Below are 14,838 nucleotides of genomic sequence, written 5' to 3' on the forward strand. Positions count from 1 at the left end.
GAGCCCATTCGAGCCCTGGGCGCTGACTGCGAGGACTGGCGTGGTGAACAAGTCCCCGACTTGGCCGGTATCCGTCAAGGGCGTTGCAGTGGTCGGCGGTCGCGTGGCGCTGGTGAAGAACGAACGTGACGAGTGGGAGCTGCCCGGAGGGCGCCTGGAACCCGGTGATGGCAGCCCTGAGGCGGCGGTGGAGCGAGAGATCCGGGAAGAGACCGGCTGGAGCGTCGAAGCAGGTCCGCTCCTGGACGTGTGGATCTATCAGCCGCTGCCCGAAACGGCGCCGGAGCGGCGCGTTGTCATCGTCACCTATGGGTGCACCGTCCTGACTCCCGACACCGAACCCGTCGTGAGCCATGAGCACCAGCAGCTCGGCCTGTTCACCGCCGGGCAGGTCCACGGCCTGCGCATGCCCGAGGGATACAAACAGTCGATCGAGGCGTGGTTCCACCGGAGATGACGGTGAGCCGGCTTCGATCGCGGCCCGGCTCTTCATCGAGGCTGCCGTCGTCCGAATGGCCGTCTCCGACACCCGCGCCGACCTGGTCGATCGGACCGCCACTGCCGCGCGGGCTTGGGGGCGATGCCGCGCGCACTCCGTGTGCAACCAGGTCACCGGCGTCCCGAAGTCCGCGCAGCCGTGAGGGGCGACGCAGGGTACACATCGTCTTCGAGCATAGGTCTCCCGTCTTTCAGGGACACCGTGTGCCTTGGTGGCTGGGCCGGTGGTTTGGCGTCTGTTGTATCTGCGTGCTCAGTCGTCGTCCTGAGCGGCGGCGGCGATCGGCTCGAGTTCCATGATCAGTTCGTCGAGTTCTTCCTCGCTGAGCACGTCGTACGGCGGTGTCGCCAGTTCGTCGGTGAGGGTCTCGATCCGGTCCTTGGTCTCCCGGCCGGCGTCGGTGAATCCGCCGTCGGTGTCCACGAGGCCCCGGCTTCGCAGGCCGTCGATGACGGTGGCCAGTTGCGCCCCGGGGAGGTGGTGGATCCGGCCGAACTCCTCAGCCTTCATGCCGAGGGAGAGGGCCATGAGGACGTGGGCTTGGGTGCCGCCGATGCCGTGGGCCAGGAGAGCGGCGTTGTGGCCGTCGCCGCGGTGTTCGCGCAGCAGCGTCGTCGCATGCCAGAGCCTGGCCACCGGTTCCTCGGGGATGTCGAGCGTCCGGAGTCCGGCGTACAGTGCTCGGCCCTCGGTCGGTGCGCCGACCGCTGCCCGGGTGGCGAGGTCGGCGGCCCGCACCAGGCCGGGGGAGTCGGCGAGTTGCCCGATCCGCTGCCGGAGCGCGGCGGCGCTGCCCCGCTCGCGTACGGCGATCGCCTCCTGCGGGGTGGTCTTACCCCAGACCCACGGGATGTGCCGTGCCACCTCGCCCTCGGCGAAGTTGTAGAAGACCGCGTGCACCACCTCGGCCGGTGCCTGTCCCAGCGGCGCGGCCCGTCCGGCGAAGTAACCGTCCCAGTAGTTGCGCATGCCCAGGGCCAGGAACGCCTCGGTCGGCACCTCGGAGAAGGTGACGGTGGCGATCGGCTCGATGAGCTCGGCCATTCGGTGGACCTTGGCCTGTGGGTGCGGCATCGGTCGGCATCTCCCGTGGTTGTCGCAGCCGCCCTCCGTGGGCGGAATCTCAACGGTCGAACGCTCCGCTGGGCTCAGGACCGTACGGCATCCAATGGCGGCGAGGGTAGCCGGGACAAAATGCGATCAGCCCGGAGCGCTCTCGGGTCCGACGTAGCCGGAGCCGCCTCGCTCTCCCATCCTGACGTCGGCTGCCCTGGGGGTCTGCACGATCAGCGCCGTACACGCCCGACCATCAGCGGCAAGACTCCATGTCCCGCCGCCCTGGGCTCGGGCGGGAGCCGGAGATCGGTTACTCTGCATGGCGCCTCGCCCCGTGGGAATCCGCCGCCGCGTGCTCCTGTCATGAGGAACATTCCGTTTTCAACCAGGAGAGATCCGAGCAGGGCGGGCGGATCGACAATTTGGGCAAGAAAGGGAAATAATACCCGGCTCCCATTCCGGTCTATCAATGGAACGGCTCCGGTGTTACGCTCTTTATAATCTCAATCGGTGGTCCACCCGGGGAGCCTGAAAAGATCGCGCGGCGGTGTCGCGAAGACTTCAAGGAGGCGCATCATGCTCGACCAACTCGAAATCGCACGAGCGCTCAAGGACAAGGACTACTTCCAGTCACTCCAACCCGCGGAGCAGCAAGCCGTGGTGGCCACGGGCGGAATCGGCGCCGGCGATATCAGCGACGAGAGTCTCGAGTCCGTCAGCAGCGGGCTGGAAGGCGGCACGCAGATGCTGTACACGGGGACCGACGCGACCGAGGAAGCGGCCCACCTGATGGTCATCTGCACCTGCTGACCAACGCGGAGAAAGTGCCCCAGATGCCCGTGGTCCAAGATGACCGTGGCTCATCCGGAGCACTTTCTCTTATGCTCTGCCGTAGACGTCGGCAACGACTCCACCAGTGCCCGATCATCGTCGGTCACATCCGAGCGGCGACGCGCCCGCCGAAATGCCCCCGCCCCTGAACGAAACAGCCATAAAGTCACGCAGCCGCACCGGTTTCTACCTAGGGACCCCGCATGGCTATGGATCCCCTGTCGCTCGACGCAGTGTGGTGGCGTGCGCTGACGCTGGACGAGCGATGCAGCGGCCGTGGATCACGGTTGCCGGAATCCTCGGTGCCCGAAAGACTTGCAACCGCGCAGCGCCGCTTGGGGCAATGGAGGTCCCAGTCTCCCTTTGGGAGTGAGGATCACTTCCTTGCTCGCCTTGCACTCGATGACCTGGACGAAGCATCCTTCTTCGCCCTGCTCGGCGAATCTTCAGCCTCTCTCCAGCGCCGCCTGCCAGAGGTCCCTGCCTGGCTCAAGCGTCTCGAGCACGCCTTCCAAGCATCAGGAGACTCTCCTGTTGAGGGTCTGCCAGTCGTCGGTCCCTTGATCGCCCAAACGCGCGCCGTTCTGAGGAGGAAGGCCGAAGAGCTATCGGACGCGTGGCCAGGGGTGGATGTTCGGTGGGGGTCCGTAGTCGAGCAGCTGGTCTCTGCGATGATCTCTCGGCTCGATGAACGGATCAGTCGCGCGGTGGTCCTCGAGATGCGTGTGGCCACACTGCGAGGGACGCTGACGGGCACAGACCCCGGTGGACGCTTCCGAGGCTTTCTGGGGCGTCTACGCGACCCCGGCGAGGCGCTGCTCTTCCTGCGACAGTACCCGGTGCTCGCCAGGATACTGATCGATTCCGTTGTTGATTGGACCGAGGCGGCCGGAGAACTGCTGGAGCGAATCTGCATCGACTGGGAACGGATCCACGCAACGTTCTGGCCGAACTGCGACAGCGGGCCGCTGACGAAGATCGAATTGGGACTGGGTGACCTGCACCGTAAAGGTCACGAGGTGTGCACCCTGCACTTTGGCTCAACCAGGCGGTTGCTCTACAAACCGCGGTCGCTTCGGATCGACCAGCACTTCGCGCAGTTGCTGAGGTGGCTGCACGAGAGAGGTGCACCGGAGTTGCGGGTTCCCAGAATGCTGGACCGCGGCGAATATGGTTGGTCCGAGTTCGTGTTCCACGCTCCTTGCCGCGATCGGGAGGAAGCATGCCAGTTTTACGTACGTCAGGGGTCGCTCCTCGCAGTCCTCTACCTTCTGAATGCCAGCGACTTTCACGACGAGAATCTGATCGCCGCGGGCGGCTACCCGGTTCCAATCGACCTTGAAACCCTCTGCGGTCCGGATTTCGGGCAAGCGCAGGAGGGTTTTTATGGCTCATACACGGAGTTCGAACTTAAGAACTCCGTGCTCGGCACAATGCTGTTGCCGCTTATCCAGGAAGGCGAGCATGGTGGCACGGTCGACCGCAGCGGTCTCGGCGCCCGAGAAGGGCAGCTGTCGAACGACCCCCTGCCTCAGTGGGAGCACATCGGCACCGATCAAGTAAAACTGGCATTCCGGCGCCGTGAGGTGTCGGGGAGGCACAACCGACCTCAACTTGATGGGTCGCCCCTGAACGCCTTCGACTTCGTTGGGGACATCGAAGCCGGCTTCGCCTCGATGTACCGGCTGATCGAGGCGTTCCGCAAGGACCTCCTGTCTCCCGAGGGGCCGCTGTCCGCCATGCGCGACGACGAGGTGCGCGTGGTGTTCCGGGCTACCCGGTTCTATGACAAGATCCTGCGCCAGAGTTACCATCCGGACTACCTGGGCGACGCCCTCGACCGTGAATGCCTGTTCGATCGTCTTTGGTTCGGCATCGATCGAACGGAGTTCCCGCACGTCGCGCGGCGCCTGTTGCGGAGCGAACGCCGGGATCTATGGCGCGGCGAGGTCCCGTACTTCGCCACGCGTGTGGGCTCACAGGATCTCTGGACGAGCGACGGCCGCTGTCTCGACCGGTTCTTCATCCGCTCGGGCTGGGACATGGTCCGTGACCGGCTGGCGCACTTCGGCGAAGAGGACCTCCGCCGCCAGCTCTGGTACATCCAAGCCTCGATGAGCACGCTGGCGCTCAACAACGAGCCCGTGTTCAGAAGCTACAAGACGGCTACTGGTATCCGACCGGTTGATCGCAGCCGGCTCCTCGCCCAAGCATCGGCCATAGCCGACCGCATCGTTCAGCTCGCTCAATGGAAGAACGACTGCGCATCATGGATCGGGCTTTCGTTCGGAGAAAGCCGTGGTTGGCAGCTGAATCCGTTGCAGACGGACCTGTACAGCGGACTGCCAGGAATCATCCTGTTTCTTGCATATGCGGAGGAGTTGACCGGGCGCGACGAGTTCAGATCCGTCTCGAGAGGTGCACTGGCGACCCTTCGGAACCAGATGAATCACCGGCACGCCCGGTTGGACACCGTCGGCGGTTTTGATGGGTGGGGCGGTCTCATCTATTTGTGGACACATCTCTTCCACCTCTGGAGGAGCGACGAGCTGTTGGCCGAGGCGGACGCCATGGTCGCCCGTGTCGAGATGCTTGCGAATCTTGACGAGTACATGGATGTCGTCCAGGGAGCAGCGGGAGCGATCGTCCCGCTCCTGACACTGCACAGGATGACGGGCGCCGTGCGGCCACTCGACATCGCCCGTAGGCTCGGTGACCGCCTCGTCGAGCGGGCACAACCATGTGACGGAGGCGTTGGCTGGCTTGGCAGATTGTTCCCCGTTCGACCTCTGACCGGGTTCTCGCACGGCGCATCCGGGTTCGCCTGGGCGTTGACGGAACTATTTGCGAGCACGGGTGAAGAGGCCTATGCGCGGACCGCGCTGCAAGCGGTCACATTCGAGCGTGGCCACTTTTCGCCGACGTCACAAAACTGGGCGGATCTCAGGCGTTCCTCGCAGGCGAAGAATTCTCGGGGTATGGCTGCCTGGTGCCACGGCGCGTGCGGGATCGGCATGAGTCGCCTGCGGATGCGAACCGCGCTCAGCGACGAGATCATCCAGGAGGATCTGGATGTCGCTCTGCAAACGACGTACCGAGATGGCTTCGGAAGGAATCACTCGCTCTGCCACGGCGATCTGGGCTCTCTCGATTTCATCCTGCAAGCCGGCCTTTATTTCCCGAAGGCGGCCTGGGAAACCCGTCTATCCGAACGCGCATCGCAGACTCTCGCCACCATGGAAGAGCACGGCTGGCGTTGCGGCACGCCGCTGGACGTGGAGACCCCCGGCATGATGGACGGGCTAGCCGGTATCGGCTATGGGCTGTTGCGCCTGGCCGAACCCGATCGGGTCCCATCGGTGCTGATCCTGGGTGAACCGAGCGAGGTAAAGACCACCAGCTAAGCCGGAGTCCGAGCACGAGAACAAGAACTCGAAGTCCCGAGAAAGGACTCACTCATCATGGTGCAGCGAGAGGTCGACAATTTTGAAAGTCTGATTCACCCCGTCACGCGGCGGGAGTTCATAGACCTGTACTGGGGAAAGTCGACACTGGTCCTGCATCGGCACGACCATGACTACTTCCGCGATCTGTTCTCCCTCGCGGACCTGGACTCGTGCCTGATGACGGCGGCAAACAGGTCCTCGAAGATTCTTCAGATAATCCCTGCGCCGGACAGTGGACGTAGCGGGATGCTGACCTCGGTAGCCGGGCTCTCCAAGGACCGCCTTTATGAAGCCTACCTGTCCGGTGACACTATTCGCTTGATCGGGGTCGAGAAGGTCTGGCCTCCTTTCGGACGGCTTGCGGCCGGCCTGCAAGAGGCACTCGATATGAATATCGGTTTCAATCTCTTTCTGACACCTCCGGGTTCACAGGGGTTCCCGGCCCACGTCGATGTGCTGGACTCGCTGATCATTCAAGTGGCGGGTTCCAAGCAATGGCATATCTGGGAGCCGATCTACGAGCGGCCGATGGACTCGCCACGTTCATTCCAGCACATCACGAAGATGAGGTGGACGGAGGAGGAACTCAAGCTTCGCCACAAGCCCCTCCTCGAAGCCGGAGATCTCATCTACCTCCCGCGCGGATTTTTTCATAAGGCCGTTGCGGTAGATGAATTCTCGTTGCATCTGACCATTTCCTTCCATCCGCTCAACTGGGTGGACTTCTTCGGTCGGGCGCTGGAACTAGCCGCGTTGGAAGATGTGGAGCTTCGTCAGGATCTGCCCCCCGGTTTCATTGGGGACCCTGAGGCGCAGCAGAACATGTCGATCGTGTTCGCGCGTTTGCTGGCCCGGTTCAGCGAGAAGCTCTCCTTCGATGCGGCCCTCGGGTCGCTGGTCGAAGAGCACGTCGGCGCTCGCCCGTTTCCAGCGGACGGGCACTTCTCTGTGCTGGCCGGTATGCGGGAGATCGGTCTCGATTCGGTGGTCGAAAGGAGGCTGGGCCTCGCCTGCCTGGTGGAAAGCTCGGGAGGAACGACCGCCATCATTTTTGGGCCGAAGCGTGTCCAAGGCCCGAAAGAGATCTTTTCAACTCTGGAGTTCATACGCGACAACCGAAAGTTCCGCATCTGCGATCTACCCGGTTCGACAAGCTTGGACGGTAAGCTCACCTTGGTTCGGCGGCTGGTCCGCGATGGTCTGCTGAGACCTGTGTGATCGCGCGCCGTCACCTACGTCGTGTCCATTTATGGGTGAATCCGAGCTAGTTCGACATGGCCGCTTGATGTCTCTGCTGGTGGGTGAGCGCCGTAGCGCGTGGTCGACCTTCGCGCTGGGCGGGCCGAGCTTGTTGAGCAGGTGACGTTGAGTGGCACGTCGGCGAGCGCATGCGCGACGTGCAGCTACTGCGCTCTCCTTCTCTCAGCGCCGCGCTGGCCACCAGCCAGCGACGCGGGCGCCAGGCGGACGCTGCCACGCGGACAGGGGGCAAGTGCGCGGCCGGGCTGGAATGGTGGACCAGTTGGGGCTCACACCCTGTCAGGTGGACAGGCGCGCTGTCGGCGCGCAGCCCCGGCTTGCCTTGGGCCGGGGTTCAAGCTCGGCGAGTCCTGATCCTTGAGGCGGATGCGGCAGAGCAGCGTGCCGAGCAGGCCGCGCGATGCCGCCGCCAGCGCCGGACGGGCGCCTCTTGAATGGGAAGAAACCGCAGCCCGCGCGGCCCTCCGGAATCACCAAGTTGTCCAGTCTTCGTGACTCTTGGGGGCGGTCATGCCTCTCCGTTCCATCATCGTTGTTGATGCCGTTGGCGTCCACGTGGATGGGGTTCGCTCCAGTGCTTGCGGGGTGGGGGCGGGGCGGGTGCCTACACAGTCCCTGTAGACCGGCTCGGTGACCTCGCGTTGGCTGGCCAGGAAAGGGCGGCCGGCGGTTTGAGCCGGCGTGGCCAAGGCGGTATCGCACCTGGGCAGGGTCGGCGCCGTCGCGGCGCAACCGGGTGCCGTAGGTGTACCGGAGGCGGTGCCGCCGCAGGTCCGCGACCCCGGCGTCCTCGCCGACCGCGAGCAGCACTCGTGTAGCTCCGGAGATCGTCAGGGGTCCGCGCTGCCCGAGCCGCAGCGTCTCGTCGGTGCGGCCGCACTCGGCGAGATAGACCAGCAGCGCGGCGCGGGCCGGCGCAGGGATCGGCACAGTGCGCGCCTGGTCGCACTTGCCGTGCAGCCGCGCGGTCCCGGTCCGCGCGGTCACCGTGACGCCCTCCACCCGCGGCTGGGCGCACTCCTCGACCCGGGCCCCGAGTACGGCAGTGCGGCGACGATGGCTGGGTCCCTCGCGCCGCGCCGCGTGGGCGCGCGCTCGACCGCGCCGGCCTGCCGCTCGGACAGGGCGTCCGGCTCGCCGGGCGGCGGAACGCGCATGCCTTGACGCAGGCTTGCGAACTCGTACATCAGTGCCACCGCCGCCCGCCCCTGGTCGATCGTGGCGACCGAGGCGCGCGCGTCCGAGCGTGACCGGCGCCAGGCGGCGCCGCGACCTCCGCGCCGAGCACATTGGCGAAGGCGTCCGGATGCAACTCGGCGCCGCCCCGCTCGACCAGCCACACCGTGAACATCCGGCAGGCCGTGAACATCCGGCAGGCCGTGAACGTCCGGCAGGCCGTGAACGTCCGGCAGGCCGTGAACATCCGGCAGGCCGTGAATGCCTGCCGGGTCGGCCGGTACGCCCGCACCGTGTACGGGCTGAGGATGGCTCGGTAGTAGTGCCGCTCGACGTCGGCCCGGGCGCGGCCTGCGGCGGCCGATCGCTCGGCCGAGACCGCCGCGGACGCGCACGCCGCCGTGGTGTACGGCACGGCGCCCGGCCACAGCGCGACCACCTCGCTGGGGCTGGTCCGCTGATACCGCCCATCACACTCAGCCCCGCAGTTATCCGCTGATTCGCGGCCACGCCGACGAAGCCGCCGGAGCGACACTTTGCCGGGTGGGGGCTCTTCCTGGTGAGCGGCCAGGAGCCGGTCAACGACGCTGGCGCGCTCGCGAAGGCCGCGGCGGCGGGCGTTGCGGGCCGCGGTGATGTCCCTAAGGCTGACGGTCGTACCGGCGAGTTGTGGGCAGATCGCCCGGCACAAGAACCCCGTGTCGATGAACACCCGGATCTCGGCCATGTCCCGCGGGTCGTAGCGGACGGCGATGTGCTCTCCGACATAGGCGGCCAGCACCGGGTCGAGATGACGCAGGCCCTGGAAATGGATCCCGTCGGGATGGATCTTGCGAGCCTTGGTGACGGTGAGCAGCAGCAGCTCCGGTGCCGGGGGTACTCGCAGGGACCGCCTGGCCGGGAATTCGGATGCCCGTAGGCAAAGCGGTCTGGGATCATCCGGTTCATGCAACTAGCCGGCGACTTCGAGGCGCACTTCACCGTGCGGTGCCACGGTGACGCCGACATCGAAGCCCTTGCCTGCTATGCCGACCACCGCGGACTGAAATTCGCTCACATCGTGCTCGACCGTGGCCGTGTACCGTCCCAGCCCATGTTGACGCTGCGCATGTAAGGCACCTTCACCCAGGCCAGGTCCAAGGCCGAGCACATCGCCGACGCGCTGCGTCTCGACGGCTTCCTGGTGAGCAGGACGAAGATCGAGGCGGCGCCCTGGAACGAGGGCGTGCCCGCGTCCGACGCCGAGGCCGACGGCCTGTGCTATTTCGAGCACCACATCAAGCTCCTGCTCGACCCCGGCGACGACACCGCGGCCCTGGCCGAGACCGTCGTCCCGCACGGCGCGCACCTGTCGCGCAACGCACGCCGTGTTCGAGCGGACGGCAGGTCCGAGCGGTTCGTCACCCAGCGCTGTCATCGCGTCGGCGCGCGGACGGCCGGGCAGCGCCTGGACACGCTCACCTCCGTGCTGCGCGCCAACGGCCACGACATCGCGTCGGTGGAACGCGAGTTCGTGGTGTTCGACGGAAACGCCTCCCTCGACGACGGATGGATCACGGAGGGCGCGCCATGACGGGCAGATGGGATGATCTTGGATTCGGCCCCTGGCCGGACGGCGCGGAGGTCCCGCACACCCCACCCGACGACCGGACGCGCGGTCGCCTCGGCCTGCCCGCGACGCTGCGGCCCGTGCCCGGCGCCGTCCAGCGGCCGGTGTTCGACCCCGCACTCAAACACCTCACCAAGGCGATGCGGACGGGTGAGCCGCAGTTCGCGTCTGTCAAGGAGGGGACGCGCTGGTACGCGGCCCGCCGTCGCGCGGTCGGCCATGTGCTCGCCGCGATTTCCCACTCGCGGTGGGTGGACCACCTCGTGCTGCGTGGCAGCGTTCTGCTGCGCGCCTGGTACGGCGAGGCCGCGCGCGAGCCCGGCGATCTCGACTTCGTGGTGGTGCCGCCGTCCTGGCGCATGGCCGAGCACCGCACGCGCCAGATGCTGGACGGCATCGCCGAGGCCGCGGCCGAGGCGTCCGAGTACGAGCAGGTGCGGCTGGACGCGGACAGCACGGTCGTCGAGGACATCTGGACCTATGACCGCGTTCCAGGCCGCCGCCTCCTCCTGCTCTGGCAGTCCGACGGCCTGCCGAGCGGCACGGTGCAACTCGACTTCGTCTTCGGTGAGGAGCTTCCCGTCCCGCCCGAGCCGACGCCGATCTCGTGCGCGGACTACGGCGATTCCGTGATGCTGAACGCCGCCACACCGGAGCTGTCGCTGGCGTGGAAGCTGCTGTGGCTGTTCGACGACCCGTACCCGCAGGGCAAGGACCTGTATGACGCCTGGCTGCTGGCCCGGCACGTCACGCCCTCGTTCCGGCTGCTGACCGACACGCTCGTGGCCGCGAACGCCTCCTTCGCGCGGCGGCTCCCTTCAGCCGAACGAATCATCGGCCTGGACGCCGACTGGAGCGAGTTCCGCAAGGAGTATCCGGACGTGCCCGGCGACGCCGCCGACTACCTGCGGGAGTTGGCCGACGCCCTGACACCCGCCCTGGCCGAGGTGTCGCAGCTTCCCGATGACGGGTACGGGCGCTGCGCGGAACTCCTGCGCGACCGGATCACCCGGCTCCGGCCGCTTCTCTCCGAACAGGGTCTGCCCGCCGTTCAGACGCGGCTGATGGAGGACCAGGTCCCGTTCGTCGAGGCGGTCGTCATCACGTGTGAGCTGCTGGGACGCGACGCGCACGGCCTGGACGACGTGGCCCGGATGGTGTTGGACGCCCGCGCGAGCGCTGGATCGGGAGAAGCGGCCTACTACCGCCGCAACCCGAAGAACCTCAAGGAAGACCTGCGCACCCTCCGGCGATGACGGCGCCGGACCCCCTTGCGGACGATTTGACGGTCGCGATAGCTGACCGCTATCGATAAGCAATCGGCTGGAGGGACGGGCCGTGCAGGATGGGCGGTCACGCCCCTGACCCTCGCCACGTGAATCGGACACGCCGCCCGATCGGCCTATTCCATCGCCACAACGCATGGAATGGTGCTGGTGGCCTGGAGGCGCGCCAAGGAATACCCGATCCCGGCGATTCCTGGGAAGAGTCTCAGGTCAACGCCCGCGCTCTGGTCAAACCTCAATGAGTAACGTCCCTGGCGTTGTGCTCGCTCCAGCACTCTGCTCGTCAGGTCGAGGGCCTTACCCAGGTAGGTCGGCTCCCGCAGTACGTTCGCGGCATGGACGAGAACGTCGACGCGCCCGAAGTTGCCGCAACAGAGGTCGTCCGTATCGGATAGAGACGGAGTGGCCGTGTCTTCGAGCAAGGAGATGAGGTCGCTTGTTCGAGAAAGGCCGGGCCGAATTTTGTTCAATGCCATGCGCCCGAGTGCGATCCCAGCGCCTCCTTTGCACCAAGAGCGGCGGGAAGGGGCAGTGGGTGGCGCTACTCGCTGGCCATCGTCGAGTGGCGGCAGGTGAGAACCGTCGAAGGAGAGGCATCGTTGCAGAACCTCACAAAGCTGGTGGTGACCGGTCTTCTGGTAGAGCTTCGCCAAAGCTGTGCGAATTCCGGCCCTGCCATGGCAGAAGCCTTCCGCACCTCGACTCTTGGATGTTATCCACCTGTCATTGTGTAGAAGATGACGGGCGCAGCGTAGGGCAAGTTCTACAGGCGGCTCTCCATTGAGGGCCTCTCCCGGCCGTCGCTCGGCCAGGGCAAGGAGCGCGAGCACAGCCCCCGCGCTCCCGACCATGACGTCGAGCTTCTGGTCTGCGGCGATATGATCAGAGGTGAGCATCGCGGTCGCGAGCTGCGCGTCGTCCGCAATTGTCTCGTCTCGCAACAGGTCGCCGATTCGGACGAGTGCATAGATGACTGAGCCGAGGCCGGTAAGTCCCCCTATCGGCTGGTGGAGGCGCCTAACTCGCTCTCTATCTACGGATATCTCGCGGATGTCGGCTCGCAGTGGAGCGATCGTTCGAAGGGAGATATCCCGCAGGTCGTCGCCGCCGTGGACGCTCCACATCGCCGCAAAGAACAAGGCGATCCCTGTAGCGCCGGCGTATAGGTGGGGTCCGACGGGAAGGGGCTGGAGGGAGGGACTGGGCCGGCTTGGGTGGCGCCAGTACATGCTCCCGTCCGACGTGACACGAGCGTTTGCCCGCAGTACCTCGGCAATCTCCATCGTGGCGCGTTGCAGCGAGGTCTGGAGGCCGGCGTCCCGCTGGTACTTGGTCGAATCGGCGGACATCCTCATCGTGGCCTATACGGAAGTACGTGCACCCGTTGCGTCAACGCCGCCGCGAGCGGGCAGGATCCGGTTTGGCGCCGTGGATGTGCATGGTGATGAGCTGGTCGACGGGTTGGTGCTCGTAGCCGAGGGCGTGGAGTTCTTGTACGGACTTGGGGCTGACTCCGTGGATGCGCATCTCGATGAGTTGGGCGACGGGGATCCGGTCGTAGCCCAGATCCCGGAATTGGCGGATGAAGTCGGGGTTGGCGCCGTGGATGTGCATGGTGATGAGCTGGTCGACCGGTTGGTGCTCGTAGCCGAGGGCGTGGAGTTCTTGTACGGACTTGGGGCTGATCCCGTGGATGCGCATCTCGATGAGTTGGGCGACGGGGATCCGGTCGTAGCCCAGATCCCGGAATTGGCGGATGAAGTCGGGGTTGGCGCCGTGGATGTGCATGGTGATGAGCTGGTCGACCGGTTGGTGCTCGTAGCCGAGGGCATGGAGTTCTCGGACGAACTCGGGACTGACCCCGTGGATGCGCATCTCCACGAGCTGGGCGACAGGGAGCCGCTCATAGCCCAGCGCGTTGAGCTCTCTGACGAAGGTCCGGGTGACGTCGTAACTTGCCAGAGTGAAGAGGCTTTCGTCGGTAAGGCTCTCGTAGCCCAGGATTTGGAGGTCTTCCATGAAATCCGTGCTGGCTTTGAACACGAAGCCGCCGTCACCCTGGCCTTGGCTCACACGACCATTGAACGCCAGTACTCCAGCGTCACGAACGAACTCGAAATTCACCTGCGCGCCTTCCGAGAGGAGCGCCTCGTGCGACAGGCCCGAGAGGGATGCCAGAGGAAGGAGCAGCGAGACGGTGAAGCCGTGGTCGCCGGGCGTGGCCCGGTGAAGGGTCAGCTGGGCTTGGTCGCCTCCCGGCACGACCTTGATCTCCCAAGTGCCATTGATCGGCGCAGCTGGACTCATGTTTCCATCGTATGCATATGCTCACTTTGAATTCAAGGCCGACCGGGCGGTAATGCAGTTGATGGAACAACGCCCGTGTCAACATGGCAACGGTCGTTCCGGATCTTGTCGGCCCCGCGCCGGACTCTTACTTGCCGGCGATAACTGGCTAAAGGTCACAAACCACCTGAACGGGGTCATGTCTGGTCCGCTCGCGTGTGGGCGATCAAGGCTGACGCTGATCTCGAGTTCAGGGCTTTCTTCCGCAAACGAGGTAAACGATTGCTCCGCCCGCTGCACTGTACCGGCCCTCGGAGAGGGCCCTGCGTTGGCGCTGTGATTGTTCGCGCAGTGTTGAGAACTGAGTATCCAGCATGGTCGCAGATCCTCCTCCGGCTAGGAAGTATCGGCGGACCTGATCGTAATCCCATGGCCCGGTCGCACTCGTCTTCCAGGCATGCGTCGGCTCCAGTGTCGCGCTCTGCTCCGGGTCCGCATATGGCGGATACAGCGGGAACGCCGTATCTCTCAGATAGACGCGGATATCCGTCAGACCAGCCTGGGCGAACATCCCCGGCAAGAGTTCGCCTATGGAGATATCTCCCTTGCCCAACGCAATCCTTCCTCGCTGGTAACGCAACCAAAACTCGAAGCTCTTGACGAGCGTCTCGGTATCCTCTTCTGGTGTGAGCGAGTCGAATGACATCATATTGAAGAGATTGCTGGGCTCAACGCAGATAACCTGCCCCTGCGGTTTGGTGATCCTGATCATCTCCTTGAGGCCGTCAAACGGTTCGGCAAGATGCATCAGGAGGGTTTGACAAGTGACAACGTCGAAAGTGTCGCTGCATATCGCGAGGGCGGTGGCGTCGCTTTGCTGAAACGCTACCTTCCCTGCCGCTACAGGAGTTGGGTAGGCGTCATCAAAGCTCTGCCGGGCACGCTGAATCCATTCTAACCGTCGATCGATTCCAAGTAGTCGGGCATCGGGACTCAGGTACGGGAAGAGAAGTCGTGACCAATGTCCCAGGCCGCATCCGATATCAGCCAGGGACTCGACATCGCAGAGTCGCCATCTTTGGGCGAGGAGAGCCAGGAAGTCTTCGTTCCACCAGTAGTCCCGCTGGTCCCTGAACCATGCCGATCCCTGCTCTTCCGTCCCTCTTGTCATCAGGCAGACCTTTCAGCGGGCTGGCTCCGCAGCGCGAAACGGCCGCAGCGGTCCGGCGTTGGCTTGGCCGATGCCGTGCCGGGGACGATGCCCGGGTGTAGGAGATCTCGAACTCCCGGAGGGGTTGGAGCAGGTTGTCCACGGCGACTGAGTTCTAACCCCCGCGCAGGTCGCGGTGTCACCTGCCGTGCTCGCGCCTGCCAGGCCACGCACCGCTC

The 14,838-nt window shown here is 65.2% G+C and carries 13 protein-coding genes; 7 read left to right on the forward strand and 6 right to left on the reverse strand.

The window, feature by feature from the left end:
• Positions 1-43: 43 nt before the first annotated feature.
• On the forward strand, positions 44-457 hold the full coding sequence (locus FKD65_RS41580) for an NUDIX domain-containing protein (protein WP_141585365.1): 414 nt from the start codon (positions 44-46) through the stop codon (positions 455-457).
• Positions 458-751: 294 nt separating this feature from the next.
• Here FKD65_RS41580 and FKD65_RS41585 read toward each other — a convergent pair whose 3' ends face one another.
• Entirely contained in the window at positions 752-1,543 is a 792-nt protein-coding gene (locus FKD65_RS41585) for a MarR family transcriptional regulator (protein ID WP_168221368.1), read from the reverse strand.
• A gap of 588 nt (positions 1,544-2,131) precedes the next feature.
• On the opposite strand from FKD65_RS41585, the gene FKD65_RS41590 reads away from it, so the two are divergent.
• From FKD65_RS41590 to FKD65_RS41600, 3 genes are all read left to right on the forward strand, one after another.
• Positions 2,132-2,365, forward strand: coding sequence for a hypothetical protein (locus FKD65_RS41590; RefSeq protein ID WP_141585370.1), 234 nt, complete (start codon positions 2,132-2,134; stop codon positions 2,363-2,365).
• Between the two features lie 224 nt (positions 2,366-2,589).
• Entirely contained in the window at positions 2,590-5,790 is a 3,201-nt protein-coding gene (locus tag FKD65_RS41595; protein ID WP_141585372.1) for a type 2 lanthipeptide synthetase LanM family protein, read from the forward strand.
• A gap of 57 nt (positions 5,791-5,847) precedes the next feature.
• The gene (locus FKD65_RS41600; RefSeq protein ID WP_141585375.1) at positions 5,848-7,050 is read left to right on the forward strand and encodes a cupin domain-containing protein; all 1,203 of its coding nucleotides are present in this window, start codon (positions 5,848-5,850) and stop codon (positions 7,048-7,050) included.
• 321 nt (positions 7,051-7,371) lie between these two features.
• On the opposite strand, the gene FKD65_RS46765 is transcribed toward FKD65_RS41600, so the two are convergent.
• Entirely contained in the window at positions 7,372-8,382 is a 1,011-nt protein-coding gene (locus FKD65_RS46765; RefSeq protein WP_368367184.1) for a tyrosine-type recombinase/integrase, read from the reverse strand.
• Positions 8,279-9,220, reverse strand: a complete 942-nt coding sequence (locus FKD65_RS41610; protein WP_141585377.1) for a Mu transposase C-terminal domain-containing protein — start codon at positions 9,218-9,220, stop codon at positions 8,279-8,281. The genes FKD65_RS46765 and FKD65_RS41610 overlap by 104 nt, the downstream gene beginning before the upstream one ends.
• Between FKD65_RS41610 and FKD65_RS46040 the strand changes: the two genes are divergently transcribed.
• The 3 genes from FKD65_RS46040 to FKD65_RS41620 all read left to right on the forward strand — a co-directional run bounded on the left by FKD65_RS46040 (position 9,215) and on the right by FKD65_RS41620 (position 11,133).
• On the forward strand, positions 9,215-9,382 hold the full coding sequence (locus tag FKD65_RS46040; RefSeq protein WP_240809854.1) for a hypothetical protein: 168 nt from the start codon (positions 9,215-9,217) through the stop codon (positions 9,380-9,382). The genes FKD65_RS41610 and FKD65_RS46040 overlap by 6 nt on opposite strands.
• 69 nt (positions 9,383-9,451) lie before the next feature.
• Positions 9,452-9,841 carry a hypothetical protein gene (locus FKD65_RS46045; RefSeq protein ID WP_240809855.1) on the forward strand — a complete coding sequence of 130 codons (390 nt, stop codon included), beginning with the start codon at positions 9,452-9,454 and terminating at the stop codon, positions 9,839-9,841.
• Entirely contained in the window at positions 9,838-11,133 is a 1,296-nt protein-coding gene (locus FKD65_RS41620; RefSeq protein ID WP_141585379.1) for a nucleotidyl transferase AbiEii/AbiGii toxin family protein, read from the forward strand. The genes FKD65_RS46045 and FKD65_RS41620 overlap by 4 nt, the downstream gene beginning before the upstream one ends.
• Before the next feature lie 146 nt (positions 11,134-11,279).
• On the opposite strand, the gene FKD65_RS41625 is transcribed toward FKD65_RS41620, so the two are convergent.
• From FKD65_RS41625 to FKD65_RS41635, 3 genes are all read right to left on the reverse strand, one after another.
• A complete protein-coding gene (locus FKD65_RS41625; RefSeq protein ID WP_141585381.1) occupies positions 11,280-12,518 on the reverse strand; it encodes a lanthionine synthetase LanC family protein in 1,239 nt (412 codons plus the stop codon).
• Positions 12,519-12,552: 34 nt separating this feature from the next.
• A complete protein-coding gene (locus FKD65_RS41630; protein WP_141585383.1) occupies positions 12,553-13,470 on the reverse strand; it encodes a hypothetical protein in 918 nt (305 codons plus the stop codon).
• A 229-nt stretch (positions 13,471-13,699) separates the two neighbouring features.
• Positions 13,700-14,620 carry a class I SAM-dependent methyltransferase gene (locus FKD65_RS41635; RefSeq protein ID WP_141585385.1) on the reverse strand — a complete coding sequence of 307 codons (921 nt, stop codon included), beginning with the start codon at positions 14,618-14,620 and terminating at the stop codon, positions 13,700-13,702.
• Positions 14,621-14,838: the final 218 nt, after the last annotated feature.

This window comes from Actinomadura sp. WMMA1423, from assembly GCF_006547145.1.
In the GTDB taxonomy this organism is placed as follows: Bacteria; Actinomycetota; Actinomycetes; order Streptosporangiales; family Streptosporangiaceae; genus Spirillospora.